This is a genomic window from Amycolatopsis sp. PS_44_ISF1 (genome assembly GCF_032335455.1).
In the GTDB taxonomy this organism is placed as follows: domain Bacteria; phylum Actinomycetota; class Actinomycetes; order Mycobacteriales; family Pseudonocardiaceae; genus Amycolatopsis.
Window position 1 is genome coordinate 697,969 of the sequence record NZ_JANUXO010000001.1, and the last position, 14,777, is coordinate 712,745.

General features: G+C 71.7%; 17 protein-coding genes. 3 read left to right on the top strand and 14 right to left on the bottom strand.

Going from position 1 to position 14,777, the window contains the following annotated elements; all coding sequences use genetic code 11:
• Window positions 1-24 precede the first annotated feature (24 nt).
• From NYF13_RS02985 to NYF13_RS02995, 3 genes are read right to left on the bottom strand one after another with little or no spacing between them, the layout of a single operon-like run.
• Window positions 25-1,101: a PLP-dependent cysteine synthase family protein gene (locus NYF13_RS02985; protein WP_315653959.1), complete on the bottom strand. Its 1,077-nt coding sequence runs from the start codon at window positions 1,099-1,101 to the stop codon at window positions 25-27.
• 58 nt (window positions 1,102-1,159) lie between these two features.
• Entirely contained in the window at window positions 1,160-1,471 is a 312-nt protein-coding gene (locus NYF13_RS02990; RefSeq protein ID WP_315653962.1) for a DUF4229 domain-containing protein, read from the bottom strand.
• Between the two features lie 11 nt (window positions 1,472-1,482).
• On the bottom strand, window positions 1,483-1,956 hold the full coding sequence (locus tag NYF13_RS02995; RefSeq protein ID WP_315653964.1) for an Lrp/AsnC family transcriptional regulator: 474 nt from the start codon (window positions 1,954-1,956) through the stop codon (window positions 1,483-1,485).
• Between the two features lie 361 nt (window positions 1,957-2,317).
• On the opposite strand from NYF13_RS02995, the gene NYF13_RS03000 reads away from it, so the two are divergent.
• Window positions 2,318-2,530: a BldC family transcriptional regulator gene (locus NYF13_RS03000; RefSeq protein ID WP_315653966.1), complete on the top strand. Its 213-nt coding sequence runs from the start codon at window positions 2,318-2,320 to the stop codon at window positions 2,528-2,530.
• A gap of 170 nt (window positions 2,531-2,700) precedes the next feature.
• Window positions 2,701-2,886, top strand: a complete 186-nt coding sequence (locus tag NYF13_RS03005; protein WP_315653967.1) for a hypothetical protein — start codon at window positions 2,701-2,703, stop codon at window positions 2,884-2,886.
• A 104-nt stretch (window positions 2,887-2,990) separates the two neighbouring features.
• Here NYF13_RS03005 and NYF13_RS03010 read toward each other — a convergent pair whose 3' ends face one another.
• The 7 genes from NYF13_RS03010 to hemL form a co-directional block, all read right to left on the bottom strand.
• The gene (locus tag NYF13_RS03010; RefSeq protein ID WP_315653969.1) at window positions 2,991-4,322 is read right to left on the bottom strand and encodes a MinD/ParA family protein; all 1,332 of its coding nucleotides are present in this window, start codon (window positions 4,320-4,322) and stop codon (window positions 2,991-2,993) included.
• Between the two features lie 89 nt (window positions 4,323-4,411).
• Complete coding sequence (gene ccsB / locus NYF13_RS03015; protein WP_315653970.1) at window positions 4,412-5,389, bottom strand: c-type cytochrome biogenesis protein CcsB; 978 nt, start codon at window positions 5,387-5,389, stop codon at window positions 4,412-4,414.
• Between the two features lie 3 nt (window positions 5,390-5,392).
• Entirely contained in the window at window positions 5,393-7,000 is a 1,608-nt protein-coding gene (locus NYF13_RS03020; RefSeq protein WP_315657173.1) for a cytochrome c biogenesis protein ResB, read from the bottom strand.
• Between the two features lie 5 nt (window positions 7,001-7,005).
• Window positions 7,006-7,779: a cytochrome c biogenesis CcdA family protein gene (locus NYF13_RS03025; protein WP_315653971.1), complete on the bottom strand. Its 774-nt coding sequence runs from the start codon at window positions 7,777-7,779 to the stop codon at window positions 7,006-7,008.
• A gap of 122 nt (window positions 7,780-7,901) precedes the next feature.
• The gene (locus NYF13_RS03030) at window positions 7,902-8,483 is read right to left on the bottom strand and encodes a TlpA disulfide reductase family protein (RefSeq protein WP_315653972.1); all 582 of its coding nucleotides are present in this window, start codon (window positions 8,481-8,483) and stop codon (window positions 7,902-7,904) included.
• The gene (locus NYF13_RS03035; protein WP_315653973.1) at window positions 8,480-9,106 is read right to left on the bottom strand and encodes a histidine phosphatase family protein; all 627 of its coding nucleotides are present in this window, start codon (window positions 9,104-9,106) and stop codon (window positions 8,480-8,482) included. Before NYF13_RS03035 ends, NYF13_RS03030 begins: the two co-directional genes overlap by 4 nt.
• Window positions 9,103-10,407, bottom strand: a complete 1,305-nt coding sequence (gene hemL, locus NYF13_RS03040; RefSeq protein WP_315653974.1) for a glutamate-1-semialdehyde 2,1-aminomutase — start codon at window positions 10,405-10,407, stop codon at window positions 9,103-9,105. The genes NYF13_RS03035 and hemL overlap by 4 nt, the downstream gene beginning before the upstream one ends.
• Before the next feature lie 152 nt (window positions 10,408-10,559).
• Here hemL and NYF13_RS03045 point away from each other — a divergent pair, with 152 nt between their 5' ends.
• Complete coding sequence (locus tag NYF13_RS03045) at window positions 10,560-10,988, top strand: TspO/MBR family protein (protein ID WP_315657175.1); 429 nt, start codon at window positions 10,560-10,562, stop codon at window positions 10,986-10,988.
• Here the strand turns inward: NYF13_RS03045 and NYF13_RS03050 are convergent.
• From NYF13_RS03050 to NYF13_RS03065, 4 genes are read right to left on the bottom strand one after another with little or no spacing between them, the layout of a single operon-like run.
• On the bottom strand, window positions 10,985-11,569 hold the full coding sequence (locus NYF13_RS03050; protein WP_315653975.1) for a DUF5666 domain-containing protein: 585 nt from the start codon (window positions 11,567-11,569) through the stop codon (window positions 10,985-10,987). The two genes, NYF13_RS03045 and NYF13_RS03050, sit on opposite strands and share 4 nt — an antisense overlap.
• 11 nt (window positions 11,570-11,580) lie before the next feature.
• Complete coding sequence (locus NYF13_RS03055; protein ID WP_315653976.1) at window positions 11,581-12,783, bottom strand: ABC transporter permease; 1,203 nt, start codon at window positions 12,781-12,783, stop codon at window positions 11,581-11,583.
• Window positions 12,780-13,484, bottom strand: a complete 705-nt coding sequence (locus NYF13_RS03060; RefSeq protein WP_315653978.1) for an ABC transporter ATP-binding protein — start codon at window positions 13,482-13,484, stop codon at window positions 12,780-12,782. The genes NYF13_RS03055 and NYF13_RS03060 overlap by 4 nt, the downstream gene beginning before the upstream one ends.
• Window positions 13,481-14,752 (bottom strand): efflux RND transporter periplasmic adaptor subunit, encoded by a 1,272-nt coding sequence (locus NYF13_RS03065; protein WP_315653979.1) that lies wholly within the window; start codon window positions 14,750-14,752, stop codon window positions 13,481-13,483. Before NYF13_RS03065 ends, NYF13_RS03060 begins: the two co-directional genes overlap by 4 nt.
• Window positions 14,753-14,777 lie beyond the last annotated feature (25 nt).

A 14,777-nucleotide genomic window follows, 5' to 3' on the forward strand; every position in this document is an offset into this window, starting at 1 on the left:
GGGCCCGCACCAGCCGGGCCGGGCCTAGCCGGTGAACTTGCCGCTGCGCAGGAACTCGTCGAACTTCGCCCGGTACGGCGCGATGTCCAGGTCCTGCTCGGCCAGCCACTCGTCGGAGTAGTACGTGTTGGCGTAGCGCTCGCCGCCGTCGCACAGCAGCGTGACGACCGAGCCGGCCTGCCCGTCGGCGATCATCCGGGAGATGAGCAGGAAGGCGCCGTAGAGGTTGGTGCCGGTCGAGCCGCCCGCCCAGTGCCCGGTGTGCTCGCGCAGCAGCCGGATCGCGGCGAGTGAGCCCGCGTCGGGGACCTGGAACATCTCGTCGATCACCCCGGGCACGAACGAGGGCTCCACCCGCGGCCGCCCGATGCCTTCGATCCGCGAGGGCAGACCCGTCGCGTGGTCCAGCGCCCCGGTTTCCCAGGCCCCGAAGAACGACGAATTCTCCGGGTCCACCACGCCGATCTTGGTGGTGTGCCGCTTGTAGCGGACGTACCGGCCGAAGGTCGCGCTCGTGCCGCCCGTGCCCGCGCCGACGACGATCCAGCTCGGCACCGGGTGCCGCTCGGCCCGCATCTGCGCGTACACCGACTCGGCGATGTTGTTGTTGCCGCGCCAGTCCGTCGCGCGCTCGGCGTAGCTGAACTGGTCGAGGTAGTGCCCGCCGCACTCCGCGGCCAGGCGCTCGGCCTCGGGGTACATGTCCGGCGCTCGGTCGACGTAGTGGCACTCACCGCCGTAGAACTCGATGAGCGCGATCTTCTCCTTGCTCGTCCGCCGCGGCACCACGGTCACGAACCGCAGGCCCAGCATCCGGGCGAAGTAGGCCTCCGAGACGGCGGTGGAGCCGCTGGAGGCCTCGATCAGCACGGTGTTCTGGCCGATCTGGCCGTTGACCAGCCCGTACAGCAGCAACGACCGCGCCAGCCGGTGCTTGAGCGAGCCGGTGGGGTGGACCGACTCGTCCTTGAGGTAGAGGTCGACCCCCCACTCCGGCGGCAGCGGGAAGACGTGCAGGTGCGTGTCGGCGCTGCGGTTCGCGTCGGCCTCGATGATCCGGACGGCCTCACGCACCCAGGCCCGGCTGTGCAGCTTGCTCACGCGCCCACCTCGCCGGAGGCCGGACGCGCGCGGTCGAGGGAGCGGCTCGCGAACCCGTTCATGCGGCGCGGTGCCCGGGCTCGCCGTCCGCGGGAACGTCGCCGCGCAACTGCGCGCGCAGGGCGGCGCGGGCACGGGCGCGGGACTCGTTGCGCTTGGCCAGCCCGGCGGTCACGCGCGCGTTGAGCGAGCGGAAGACCAGCAGTCCCACCGGCAGGCCCACGACGAGCCCGATCAGCAGCGAGACCAGCAGCGGCACCCCGATCAGCGACAGCACCCAGGCGACCACCGCCACCAGCGCGAAGCGCGCGAGGAGGTAGATCGTCAGGTCACGAGGCAGATGATCAGCACGTTCCTGCGTTTCGCTCACATCGAAGCAGGCTACGCCCCCGGCGCGGTCTCCTCGTCCAGGCCCGCGTTGTTCGGCCGGCTCTCGAACCGGGTCGAGAGCACCACGGTGGTGTTGGTGCGCCCGACTCCGGGGATGCGGCGCAGCCGGCCGAGCGTGTGCTCCAGCTCGTCCACCGTCGGCACCCGCACCTTGACCACGAACGCCTCGTCGCCGGCCACCGCGTAGCAGCTCTCCACCTCGGCCAGCTCCCCGAGCGCGGCGGCGACGTCCTGGTCGGTGGCGGTGTCGGTGGGGTGGATGCCCACCAGCGCGGTGACGCCGAGGCCGACCGTGCTCGGGTCGACCGTGGCGTGGTAGCCGGTGATCACCCCCGCCGCTTCGAGCTTGCCCACGCGTTCGTGCACCGACGAGGCGGACAACCCCACGGACCGGCCCAGGTCGGCGTAGGTGGCCCGGCCGTTGACCCGCAACGCCGCGATGATCTTTCGGTCCAGCTGATCCACCGGCCCATTATGCTGCGCCGCCCGCCCGGGCCCCCGCCGCGGTAAAGCCCGGGGTGTCTCGTGCGTCACAGACGCGGCTCCACGCCCCCTGCGCACCGAGGCACCTTTGGTCCGTCTTTACCTTTTCGCGCGGACTGCGAACCGAAAAACCGCAGGTCGAAGGCATGAGGAGAGCTTCGGAGTTCGCTGAATCAAACCCGAGGTTATGTCCCTTTTGCACTTTAAGGGCTCTTTACTCAGGGACAACCGTTCGAGTACCCGACGGGTGAAGTGCCACGATTGCCGTGTTGACTTACCCGGCGCGGCGGGCGAAGAGCCCGATGCCTCCGGTATAGCAGGCAGGTCGTTAAGGAGGCGGAAAATGACCGCGACCATGGGCGGAAGGCTGCTCACCCCCGGTGAGGTGGCCGCTCTGTTCCGAGTGGACCCGAAGACGGTCACCCGGTGGGCCACGGCGGGACGGATCGGCTCGATCCGCACCCCGGGTGGGCACCGCCGGTTCCGCGAGTCCGAGGTGAACGAGCTGCTGGCCGAGCTCACCACCGACGCGAGCGAACCGGCCCGCAAGATCTGAACGACCACGGCGGAAGGGTCGTGAGTGGTAGACGGTGCCCCCGGGCACCGGCTACCGGTCACGACCCTTCGTCGCTTCCGGCCGCACCGTCACACCCGGGCTTCACCCCGGTTTTCGAAATTGGGGTTAACCTGGGGCCCGGTACGGCCTTGCGACGGAAGGACCCGGGCATGATTCCTCTGCTCGCAGCGGTGGGCGCGATCACCATCGCCGTTCTGTTGTGGCGGGTCTTGGGGGCGCAACGCATCGGCGTGCCCCAGCGCCGTCCCACCCTGGCCCCGGACGACGACCCGGACTTCCTGCGCCGACTCGGCGAACAGCAGCGCAAACGCCCCACCGACGAAGACGAGGTCTGAGTTCCCGGGGTCTAACCCCGATCCTCCGGCCACCACAGCCGAAGGCGGCCCCGGCCGGCCCGGTGGCCGACCGGGGTCATCGCCGGTCGGCGACCCGTCCCGGCTCAGCGGTACTGCTGCCCGCCGAACCCGTCCGCCACCGTCGCCGCCAGCTCCAGCAACGACAGCCGCGTTCCGCCGCCCAGGCGTTCCAGCTCGATCTCCGCGCCCTCTTCCAGGTGCGGGTCGAACGGCACCCGGCACACCGCCCGGACCTTCGCCCCGAAGTGGGCCGAAAGCTTGTCCAGGTCGACCGAGCTGCCCTTCGGGCGCACCGAGTTGATCACGACCACCGAGCGCTTCACCAGCTCGCCGTAGCCGTGGGCCTCGAGCCAGTCGAGGGTGGCCGAGGCGCTGCGGGCGCCGTCCACCGAGCCGGACGAGACGACCACCAGGGCGTCCGCGGCGTCCAGGACGCCCTTCATCGCCGAGTGCATCAGGCCGGTGCCGCAGTCGGTGAGCACGATGTTGTAGAAGTGCTCCAGCAGGTTGACCGTGCGCCGGTAGTCGTCCTCCGAGAAGGCTTCCGAGACGGCCGGGTCCTGCTCGCTGGCCAGGATCTCCAACCGGCTCGAACCCTGTGAGGTGTACGAGCGCACGTCGCTGTAACGCGTGATCTTCCCGGCGTCGCGCAGGAGGTGGCGCACCGTCGCGGTGGTCTCGATGGCGATCTTCTGCGACAGCGTGCCGCGGTCCGGGTTCGCGTCCACCGCCACCACGCGGTCGCCCCGCAGGGAGGCGAAGGTCGAGCCCAGCGTGGTCGTGGTCGTGGTCTTGCCGACCCCGCCCTTGAGGCTCAGCATCGCGATCTTGTAGCACCCGCGCAGCGGCTGGTTGACCCGGGCGATCAGCTCGCGGCGACGCCGGTCGGCCGGGCTCTCCCCCGGGTTCACCAGCTTGCCGGTGCCCAGGTAGACCGCTTTGCGCCAGCCCGACTGCGGCGGCCGCTTCACCTGCTTCACCAGGTGCGCGGTGGACAGGTCGTCCGGCCCGTTCCCGCCCGGGCGACCCGGCTGCGGCAATCCGGGACCCGGCTGCGCCCCCGCGGGGGGAGCCCCGGGAACGGCACCCGCCGCGGGGGCGGGCGGCCCCTGCGGACACCCCGCGTACGGCGCCTGAGGCTGCTGAGGCTGCAACGGCGGCAGGTTCTGGTCGTACGGCCCGGGCCGGTACCCCGGCTGCGCCGCGGGCTGCTGCGGCGTCGCGTGCGGCCCCGAGTTCGGGTTCGGCGAGGCGACCACCTGCGTGGGCTGCACGTCGAACGCCCCCGAGCCCGGGTGCGGCGCCGAATCCGTGCGGTCCTCCGAGAAGATCTCGGCCGCGGGTTCGTGGACCTGCTCGGCCTGCTCGGACTGCCCGGACTGCCCGGGGGCAGCCTCTTCACTGGGTCCGGTCACCGGTGAAAACCTCCCGCGTACGCCGACTAAGACTGCCCCCAGTGTCGACGTTAGTCGCCGCTACCGCAGCGAAACGCGCGGACCCCCGCTCAATTGACCCCGGCGTAGGAGTGCAGTCCGGCGGTGACCAGGTTCACGAAGAACAGGTTGAAGATCGTCACGGCGAAGCCGAGCACGTTGATCACCGCCGCGCGCCGGCCGCGCCAGCCCGCCGTGGCCCGTGAGTGCAGGTAGGCGGCGTAGACGACCCAGGCGATGAAGGCGACCGTCTCCTTGGGGTCCCAGCCCCAGAACCGGCCCCAGGCCGCCTCCGCCCACACCGCGCCGCACAGCACGCCGAAGGTGAACACGGGGAAGGCGATGATCGTGGCGCGGTAGGCGATCCGGTCGAGCACGTCGGCGGCCGGCAGCTTCGGGCCGAACTTCGGGAACCGCCGCGGGTTGTCGTCGTGGGCCGTGCGGAACAGGTAGAGCACGCTGGCCACACCCGGCACCAGGAACACCCCGGAGCCGATGATCGCGGCCGAGACGTGGATGTAGAGCCAGTACGACTGCAACGCGGGCACCACCGGCGCCGCCACCGTGTAGAGCAGCGTGCCGTTGACGAACATCAGGATCACGACGGGCAGCAGCAGGAACCCGGTGAGGTGGCGGACCGGGAACTTCCGGATCACCACCAGCCAGGCGACCACGGTCACGAAGGTGACCGTCATGCCGTACTCGTACATGTTGCCCCACGGCGCGCGGTGCACGGCCAACCCGCGCAGCACGATGGCCGTGAGCTGGAGCAGGGCGCCCAGCACCAGCAGCGACGCGCCCATGCGGCCGATCCGCTCGGCGCGGCCGATCTCGCGCGGGGCCTCCGGCGCGGCCGGCTCGTCGGCGTCCTCGATCACCGGGGCACCCGCGCCGACCAGCGAACGCTGCGCGCTGCGCTCGGCGGCCCGGCGGCCCTTGGCCCCGAAGGCCTGTTCGAACAGCGAGAAGCACAGCGCGAGCACGTAGATCGCCACCGTGGTGGTGTACAACCAGTCGCTGTACTGCGACAGAGTCTCGTTGACCTGCATGCCTCAGCTGCCCTTCCTGCCCGTGACCAGCCGTTCGCTGATCCGCTGGAACTCCTCGCCGTACCCGGCCTGGTCGGTGCGGGCCAGCCCGGCGACCTCGATGACCGTACCCGGCTCACCCGCCCCGCCCGGCCGCACCCGGACCCACACCCGGCGCCGCTTGACCAGCAGCGATCCGCCCAGCCCGGCGAACATGACGATGGCGAAGGCGAGCACGTAGACCTGCGTCGGGTCGTGCGAGACCTGGAGGTTGACCCAGGTCCCCACGCCGTCGAAGCGCACGCGGGTGCCGTCGTCGAGCTTGATCTCCTGGCCCACGGCCAGGTTCTGCCGCGCGACCCGCTTGAGCCGTCCGTCGGCCACCCGCGAGGAGTCCACTTCGAACACCGACTGGCCGCGGCCCGCGTCGAGGCCGAGGTCGCCGCGCAGCACGTCGACGGCGACCATCGGGTGGTTCAGCTGCGGCGCGGTGGAGGTGAGCACCCCGCCGTGGATGAACGAGGTCGGCGCCAGCACCCCGGTCACCGCGAGCTGGCGGGTGCGGCGCTGGGCCTCGTCGGTGATGCCCGGCTGGTCGAACTTCGTCGCGCCCTGGGACAGCATGGTGCTCGACTCGGTCGGCCGCCACTGGGTGTCCTGCGTGCGGGTCCGGCCGTCCGGGAAGGTGATGGTGAACTTCGGCGAATACCCGTTGCCCAGCAGGTAGACGCGGTCGCCGACGATCCGCAGCGGGTCGTTGACCTGCAGGTCGTACGGCCGCCAGGTGTTGCTCCGCAGATCGTCGCCCGCCTGGTACTGCACGTTCGAGTGGTAGTAGTCGGCCTCGCCGCTCGGGGTGTAGCGCGCGGTGAAGTCGTTCACCTTGACGCAGAACGGGTCGAGGTCGGTGCCGTCGATGCGCAGCCCGGCTTCGAACGAGTCGTAGTTGTAGATGCCGGAGTTGCAGAACTGGCTGCCGTCGGCCTGGACGATGACCTGGCCCTCGTAGCTGTAGAGCTTGCCGAGCGCGAAGAAGATGATCAGCCCGAGCATCCCGAAGTGGAACAGCAGGTTTCCGGTTTCCCGCAGGTAGCCGCGCTCGGCCGAGACGCTGAACCCGCCGTCCGGCTCTGCGCGCTCGACCCGGCGCCAGCCGGAGAGCTGCTTGCGGACGTCCTCGCGGACGGCCTCGGGCTTGCGGGCGGTGCGCGCGATGCGGTGGTGCGGCATGCGCGCGAGGTTCTTCGGGGTCAGCACCGGCCGGGCGCGCATCTGCCGGAGGTAGTCGAAGCTGCGCGGGGTGAGGCAGCCGATCAGCGAGATCATCAGCAGGAGGTAGATCGCCGAGAACCAGACGCTGGAGTAGACGTCGAAGAACTCCAGCTTGTCCAGCAGCGAGCCCCACCAGCCGTGGGCCGAGATGTAGTCCTCGACCTTGCCGACGTTGAGCCGCCGTTGCGGCAGCAGCGCGCCGGGCAGCGCGGCCAGCGCGAGCAGGAACAGCAGCACCAGCGCCGTGCGCATGGAGGTCAGGCCGCGCCAGGTGTTGCGCAGGAAGGCGAGCACCTGTTTCCCGGCCGAGGGCCGGTACGGGCGCTGGGGGCCGGCGGGTGGGGCTTCGACGGGGGGCACGGTGGTCACAGTGGCAGCTCGAGGTCGGAGGCGAAGGAGTTGCGGAGCCAGCCCATGACCTCGCCCCAGGCCCCGGTGATCAGGAGCAGGCCGACGACCATGAGCAGGGCCCCGCCGACCAGCTGCACCCGGCGGCCGTTGCGGCGGAGCCAGTCGGTGGCGCGCACGGCCCAGCGGGCGCCGAGCGCGATCAGCAGGAACGGCAGGCCGAGCCCGACGCAGTAGACGAGCACCAGCAGGTACCCGCGGACCGCCGCGCCGCCGGTCGCGCTGGCCAGGCTGGTCACGGCCGAGAGGGTCGGGCCGATGCACGGCGTCCAGCCGAGTCCGAACACCGCGCCCAGCACCGGCGCGCCCCAGAGCCCGCCACCCGGCACGCGGTGCGAGCGGACCTCCCGCTGCAGCCCGGGGATCCAGCCGAGGAAGACCAGCGCCATCGCGATGGTCAGCACTCCGCCGAGGCGCTGGAGCAGGTCCTGGTTGATGAGCAGGGTGTCGGCGAGCCAGACCAGCGTACCCAGCGTCGCGACGAAGACCACGGTGAACCCGAGCACGAACAGGCCCGCCGCGCCGAGCACGGCGTAACGGCCCTTCTTGCGTTCCTCGTCGGCGCGCACGGCGGGGGCGTCGGCACCGACCAGCGCCGCCAGGTACGCCAGGTACCCGGGCACGAGCGGCACCACGCAGGGCGAGGCGAACGAGATCGCGCCCGCCACCAGCGCCACCCCCGCGGCGAGCAGCAGCGGTCCGGAGATCGCCAGCTCGGACACGGAGTTCACGGTGTTGAGAGTAGGCAGTGAGCTTCCCGTGAGCTGGGCGGGGCCGGTTCACAGGACGTTGGCCACCCCCGGACGGGACCTAAGTCCCGGCGGCGGTGAACTGCGCTTTCCGGATCCCGCGGTTACTTCTCGGCCAGCAGCCGCCGCACCGTGGGCATCAGGTCGGCGGCCAGCACGGTGCGCAGGAACACCGCGGCGACGCGGTGGCGCCGGTCCAGCACGATCGTCGACGGGATGAGGTTGCGCGGGTACCCGGCCAGCTGGAGCAGCACCCGCCCGGACGGGTCCCAGATGGACGGGTAGGTGATCTGCCGGTCCCGCACGAAGTCCTGGGCGGCCTGGCGCGAAGGGTCGCGCACGTCGAGGCCGATCAGGTTCGCGCCCAGCGGCTGCATCTGCTTGCTGGCGGTCTCCAGCTCGGGCGCCTCGGAGCGGCACGGGCCGCACCACTGGCCCCACAGGTTGATCACCACGGGCCGGCCCGGGAAGTCGTCGAGCGAGAGCTGCTTGCCCTCGTTCATCAGGTCGTCGCCGGCCAGGGTCGGCGCCTGCTGCCGCTGGGCGTCGGGGTAGGTGATGTCGATCTGACCGCCCGGCGAGACGAAGCTGAACGTCCCGCCGGTGACCACCGCGTCCTTGCCCGTCGAGCAGCCCGCCAGCAGCAGCGCGGAGGCCAGCAGCAGGGCGGGCGCCCGCCTTCTCATGCCCCCGTCACCTTCGGGTCGGTGGCGCCGGCCGGCTCGCTGTAGACGATCTCCACCAGCTCCTCCCCGTCGAAGACCAGGCTGGTCAGCGAGGCCAGCGAGCACTGGCGCTGCCGCGGGTCGTGCCACAGGCGCTTGCCTTCGAGGAACCGCCGCAACGTCCAGATCGGCAGCTGGTGCGAAACGCACAGCGCCTCGCGGCCCTCCGCCGCGTCGCGCGCGCGGTGGACCGCGCCGAGCATCCGGTGCGCGATCTCGGCGTACGGCTCGCCCCAGGACGGCCGGAACGGGTTGATCAGGTGCGGCCAGGCCGTCGGCTGCCGCAGCGCCCCGTCGCCGACGGCCACGCGCTGGCCCTCGAAGACGTTGCCCGCCTCGATCAGCTCGTGGTCGGTGGCGATGTCGAGCCGGTGCGCGGCGGCGATCGGCGCGGCGGTCTCCTGCGCGCGCTGCAGCGGCGACGCGACGACGTAGGCCAGGTCGTGGCCGGCCACGGCCTCTGCGACGGTCAGCGCTTGGCGCTGCCCGCGCTCGGAAAGCCGGAAGTTCGGCAGCCGGCCGTAGAGGATCTTGTCCGGGTTGTGCACTTCGCCGTGCCGCAGCACGTGGACGACCGTGGTCACGGCTGCACCGCCTCGGCCGCCGCGCGGGCCGCGGCCGGGAGCGCCGCTTCGATGACGCCGAACGCTTCGTCGTCCATCGCCGCGTTCACGAACCACGCCTCGTACGCGCTGGGCGGGGCGTACACGCCTCCGTCGAGCAGCGCGTGGAAGAAGCCGGGGAAGCGCCAGGTCTCGGTGGCCTGCGCGCCCGGGTAGTCGCGCACCGGCGCGTCGGCGAAGAACACGCTGACCAGGTTGCCGGCGTACTGCACAACGTGCTTGACGCCCGCTTCGGTCAGCGCCGAGTCGAAGAGCCCACCGAGCCGCTTCGCGTTGCCGTCGAGCTTCGCGTACACGGCTTCGTCCGCCAGGCGCAGCGTGGTGAGCCCGGCCGCCACGGCCACGGGGTTCCCGGACAGCGTCCCGGCCTGGTAGACGGGGCCGATGGGGGCGAGCTTGGCCATCACGTCGGCGCGGCCGCCGAACGCCGCGGCGGGCAGCCCGCCGGACATCACCTTGCCGAAGGTGTACAGGTCGCCGGCCACTCCTTCGAGGCCGTACCAGCCCGCGCGCGAGACGCGGAAGCCGGTCATCACCTCGTCCATGATCAGCAGGGCGCCGTGCTCGCGGGTGATTTCGCGCAGTCCGGCGTTGAACCCGGCGTCCGGGGCGATCGCGCCCATGTTGCCCGCGGCGGCCTCGGTGATCACCGCGGCGATCTGCCCCTCGTTCTCCACAAAGGACTTCCGGACCGCTTCGAGGTCGTTGTACGGCAGCACCAGCGTGTCCGCGGCCTGCGCCCCGGTGACCCCGGGCGAGGTCGGCAGCCCGAGCGTGGCGACGCCGGAGCCGGCCTCGGCCAGCAGCGCGTCGACGTGACCGTGGTAACAGCCGGCGAACTTCACGATCTTCGGGCGCCCGGTGAACCCGCGCGCGAGCCGGATGGCGCTCATCGTCGCCTCGGTGCCGGAGTTCACCAGCCGCACCTGCTCGACCGGCTCGACCCGGCCGATGATCTCCTCGGCCAGCTCGACCTCGCCGATGGTCGGCGTGCCGAAGGAGAGCCCGTCGGCGGCGGCCGCGCGCGCGGCCTCGACCACCTGCGGGTGGGCGTGCCCGAGGATCATCGGGCCCCAGGAGGAGACGAGGTCGACGTAGCGGTTGCCGTCGGCATCCCACAGGTGGGGGCCGTCGCCGCGGACCATGAAGCGCGGGGTCCCGCCGACCGAGTTGAAGGCCCGCACCGGCGAGTTCACCCCGCCCGGGACGGCCGCCTTGGCGCGTTCGAACCAAACCTTGGACTGCTCGGTGCCAGTGCTCACCGCCCCAGTCTCGCAAATCCGGTGCTCATGACCGGGCGGGGGCCGGGGTGGCCCCCTAGGATGGCCGCATCGTGCAGCGGCACCGAGGAGGAGAAGTGACCGCGCCCACCCAACGGCGTAACCCCTGGCTCGTCCTGCTGGTGTTCCTCGGGATGGTCGCCGTGGTCGCCCTGGTCGCCGCGCTGGCCGCGACCTCGGCCACCGAGGTCTACGGCCGGCTGGCCCAGCCGTCCTGGGCCGCTCCCCCGAGCCTGTTCGGTCCGGTGTGGACGGTGCTGTACCTGGTGATCGCGATCGCCGGCTGGGTGTACTGGCGCACCGACGGCGAGACGCAGGGCTTCGCCGCCTACGGCATCGGCCTGCTGCTCAACCTGCTCTGGACCCCGCTGTTCTTCGCCGGCGGCTCCAGCCGCCTGGCCCTGGTCGACCTGATCCTGCTGGACTTCACCGTGGTGATGACCATCGGCCTGTTCTACCGCCGCTCGAAGCTGGGCGCGCTGCTGCTGGTGCCGTACTTCTTCTGGCTCTGCTACGCCACCGCGCTCAACGTCGCGATCGTGGCGCTGAACGACGTCCGCTAGCGCGCGGGCTGCTGCACGATCGTCTGGGCGGTCACCGTGCCGTCGGCGCCCGCGCGGCCCTGCACGGTCACCGTCGCGCCCGGTTCGAGGTCGCCCAGCCGGCCCGGCCGGGTCAGGCCGACCGTGGTGGAGTCCGAAGTGGACACCTTGACGTCGTTTCCCTGCGCGGTTTTCAGCGTCACGGTGGTGCCGTCGACCTTCTCCACGGTGCCGACCGTGCCGCGGCCGGCCGCGCCCCGCCCGCCGCCCGCCCCGGTGCCGGTCCCAGCGCCTGGCCCGGAGTCGGCGCCCGAGCCGCCACCGAAGCCGCGCGCGCCGCCGGCCGCGGCCCGAGCGGCCCCGCCGCCGGAGGACGAGCCGAACGCCGCGTGCGTCCAGGCGCCGCCGGCGAAGGACAGCGCGACCACCAGCACCCCGGCCAGGATCAGCGTGAGCCGGCCGAACGGCTTGGCGATCCGCTTCATCTCCTGGTCCAGGTCACCGTCGACGGCCGGGGTCGCCACGATCTCTTCGGGCGTGAGCTCCGCCGTGGACCCGGCGGCGTCGGGGGGTGGCGGTGCGGGCTGGGTGGCCGAAGACATGCTGGAGGCTCCTATTCGTGCCGGAGGGCGTCGATGGGGCGCAGGCGCGAGGCCCGGTTCGCCGGGAAACTGCCGAAGAAGAGGCCGATCAGCGCCGACACGGCGAAGGCGAGCACGATCGACGAGGGCACCACCACGGGGCTGATCCCCGCGAAGCTGAACTGGCTGCCGACCACGCCGATCACCACCCCCAGCAGCCCGCCGAACAGGCTCAGCATGGTCGCCTCGGCGAGGAACTGGCCCAGGATGGCCGAGCGCGGCGCCCCGATCGCCTTGCGGATGCCGATCTCACGGATCCGCTCGGTCACCGTGACCAGCATGATGTTGGTGACGCCGATGCCGCCGACCAGCAGTGAGATCGCGGCGACCGCGCCGAGCAGCACGGTGAACGTCTCGGTGGCCGAGGTCCGGGTCGCGAGCAACTGCTCGGAGTTCTGGATCTGGTAGTCCGGCTCGGCGCCGGGCCGGACGCCGTGGCGCGCGTCGAGGATCGCGGTGATCTCGGCCTGCGCCAGCGAGACCGAGTCGGCCGAGCCGGCCTGCACCACGATCTGGCTCAGGCTGCCGTAGCCCGCCAGCGAGTTCTGCACCGCGCTGATCGGCGCGACGGCCACGTCGTCGGCGTTCTGCAGCCCGGTACTGCCCTTGGCCTGCAGCACCCCGACCACGGTGAACTGGATGCTGCCCAGCAGCACGTTCTTCCCGACCGGCTCGGCCGAACCGAAGATCGACTGCGCGGCGCTCGGCCCGAGCACCACCACCTTGCGGGCCTGGGTGACGTCGTCGGAGGTGAACAGCGCCCCGTCGGCCACGGCCCGGTTCGTGGTGGTGAAGTAGGCCGGCTCGGTGCCGGTGACGCTGGAGAGGTCGTAGGAGGTCTGCCCGTAGGTCGCGGTCGCCGTGGTGGTCACGACCGGCGAAGCGGCCTTCACGTCGGGCGCACCCACCGGGTCGACGAGCGCGTGAGCGTCCTGCACGGTGAGCAGCCGGGCCTCGCTGCCCTGACCGCCCCCACGGACGGGTGACACGTTGACCACGTCGGTGCCGAGGCCCTGGATGCTGGCCGCGATCGCCGCCGAAGCCCCGTTGCCCACAGCCACCAGCAGGATCACCGAAGCGACGCCGATCGTGAGGCCGAGGGTGGTCAGCGTGGAGCGCAGTTTGTTGGCGGTCAGGCCGCGCACGGCGAACCGCAGCACCTCGAACGCGTTCACGCGAGCGCCCCGGCGCTGCGGCGGACCTCGTCCGAGACGATCAGCCCGTCGCTGACCCGCACCACGCGGTGGGCGTGCGCGGCGACCTCGTCCTCGTGGGTGATCACCACGATGGTGCGGCCCTGGGCGTTGATCCGGTCGAACACCCCGAGCACGTCCTCGGTGCTGGCCCGGTCGAGGTTGCCGGTGGGCTCGTCGGCGAGCAGCAGCGCGGGCCCGGTGACCAGCGCCCGCGCCACGGCGACCCGCTGCTGCTGGCCACCGGACAACTCGTTCGGCCGGTGCTTCGCGCGATCGGAGAGCCCCACCAGCTCCAGCGCGGCGAGCGCCCGGCGGCGGCGTGGTCCGCGCGGAAGTCCACTGTAGATCAGAGGTAGTTCTACATTGGACAATGCACTGGTCCGCGGCACCAGGTTGAACGACTGGAAGATGAAACCGATCTTTCGGTTGCGCAGCAAGGCGAGCTGGCGTTCGTTGAGGTCGGCGACGCTGAACCCGTCGAGCCGGTAGCCACCCGAGCTGGGCGTGTCGAGACAGCCGAGCACGTTCAGCAGGGTGGACTTGCCGGAGCCGGACGCGCCCATGATGGCCACGTACTCCCCCGGCTGGACCAGCAGGTCGACCCCGCGCAGCGCGGGCACCGCCGTCTCACCGGAACCGTAGGTCTTGCGCAGCCCGGAAACCGCGATCACGGGCCTCATCCGCGTCCCCGAGCCCCACCGGTTCCGCCGAACCCGCCGGTGCCACCGAAGCCCCCGGGGCCGCCGAAGCCCCCGGGGCCGCCCCGCTGGCCGGTCGTTCCGGTGGTGGCGGTGGGTGAAGCGGCGGTCAGCACCACGCTGTCCCCCTCTTCGAGCCCGGACTTGATCTCCACAGTGGACTCGCCACGCACGCCGATCTGCACCTGGCGTTGCGCGTCCTGCCCGTTCCGCAGCACCGTGACGACGCTGCCGGAGCCGGTCGTGGTCACGGCGGCGGCGGGCACGCTGAGCACGTCGTCGGCCTCGGCGACGGTGACCACCACACTGGCCGACTGGCCGGGCCGCAGTCCGTCCGGCGGGCTGGCCAGCGAGAGCCGCGCGCCGTAGGAAACCACGCTGCCGCTGGTGGTCGGGGTGAGGTCGACCGAGGTCACGGTGGCCTGCACCGGCTGGTCCGGCGTCGCGTTCAGGGTCACGGTGGCCTTCTGGCCGGCCTTGACCTTGCTGACGTCGATCTCGGCGACCGAGGTGTCGACCACCAGGTTGCTCATGTCCGTGATGTCGATGAAACCGGTGCTCGACGACGAAGAAGAGGTGGTCGAGCCGGACTGCTTGTCACCGCCGGAGCCGGTCTGGGTCCCGGAGGACTGCCCGCTGCCCGAGGAGCCGCTGCCCGCCGGCTGGCCGACGACGCCGTTGACCGCGGTGACGGTGCCGGCGCCGGGCGCGGTCAGCACGGTGGCGTCGACCGCGGCCTGCGCGGTGTCCACGTCGAGCTGGGCCTGGTCCACCTTGGCCTGCAGTGCGGCCACGGTGTTCTGGCTGCCCTGGCTGCCCTGACTGGATTGGCTGGATTGGCTCTGGCCCGGGCCGCCGGAGGTGGACGTGGTCGCCGGGGCGTCTTCGCCGGTGGTGAGGCTGTCCTCGGCCACGACGAGGTTGGCCTTCGCGACCTGGAGCTGCTTGTCCGCCTGGGTGGCGTCGAGGGTGGCGAGCCGCTGGCCGGCGCTCACCACTTCGCCGACCTTCACGTCGATCGCGGTGACCTTGCCGGAGGTGGCGAAGTTCGCCGCGCCGGTGTAGTCACTGGCCACCGTGCCGGCGGCCGAAACGGTCTGCGTGACGTTCGCCCGCCGCACCGGGGTGGTCCGGCTCTGCGCCTGCGCGGTGGCGCCCGTGGGCGTGAACGCCTGGTAGATCCCGAAAGCGGCGCCGCCGAGCAGGACCACCAGCACACCGTTGATCACCCAGGTCCGGGTACTCGTCATGCCGGGAAACACTGGTGCCGCTGCT

Bases quoted from the DNA above. Each gene is read 5' to 3' on its own strand.
- NYF13_RS03065 (WP_315653979.1), bottom strand. From the start codon at position 14,752: ATGACGAGTACCCGGACCTGGGTGATCAACGGTGTGCTGGTGGTCCTG.
- NYF13_RS03000 (WP_315653966.1), top strand. From the start codon at position 2,318: ATGACCGCGACCATGGGCGGAAGGCTGCTCACCCCCGGTGAGGTGGCC.
- NYF13_RS03050 (WP_315653975.1), bottom strand. From the start codon at position 11,569: ATGTCTTCGGCCACCCAGCCCGCACCGCCACCCCCCGACGCCGCCGGG.
- NYF13_RS03060 (WP_315653978.1), bottom strand. From the start codon at position 13,484: ATGAGGCCCGTGATCGCGGTTTCCGGGCTGCGCAAGACCTACGGTTCC.
- NYF13_RS03030 (WP_315653972.1), bottom strand. From the start codon at position 8,483: ATGAGAAGGCGGGCGCCCGCCCTGCTGCTGGCCTCCGCGCTGCTGCTG.
- NYF13_RS03045 (WP_315657175.1), top strand. From the start codon at position 10,560: ATGGTCGCCGTGGTCGCCCTGGTCGCCGCGCTGGCCGCGACCTCGGCC.
- NYF13_RS03005 (WP_315653967.1), top strand. From the start codon at position 2,701: ATGATTCCTCTGCTCGCAGCGGTGGGCGCGATCACCATCGCCGTTCTG.
- ccsB (WP_315653970.1), bottom strand. From the start codon at position 5,389: ATGCAGGTCAACGAGACTCTGTCGCAGTACAGCGACTGGTTGTACACC.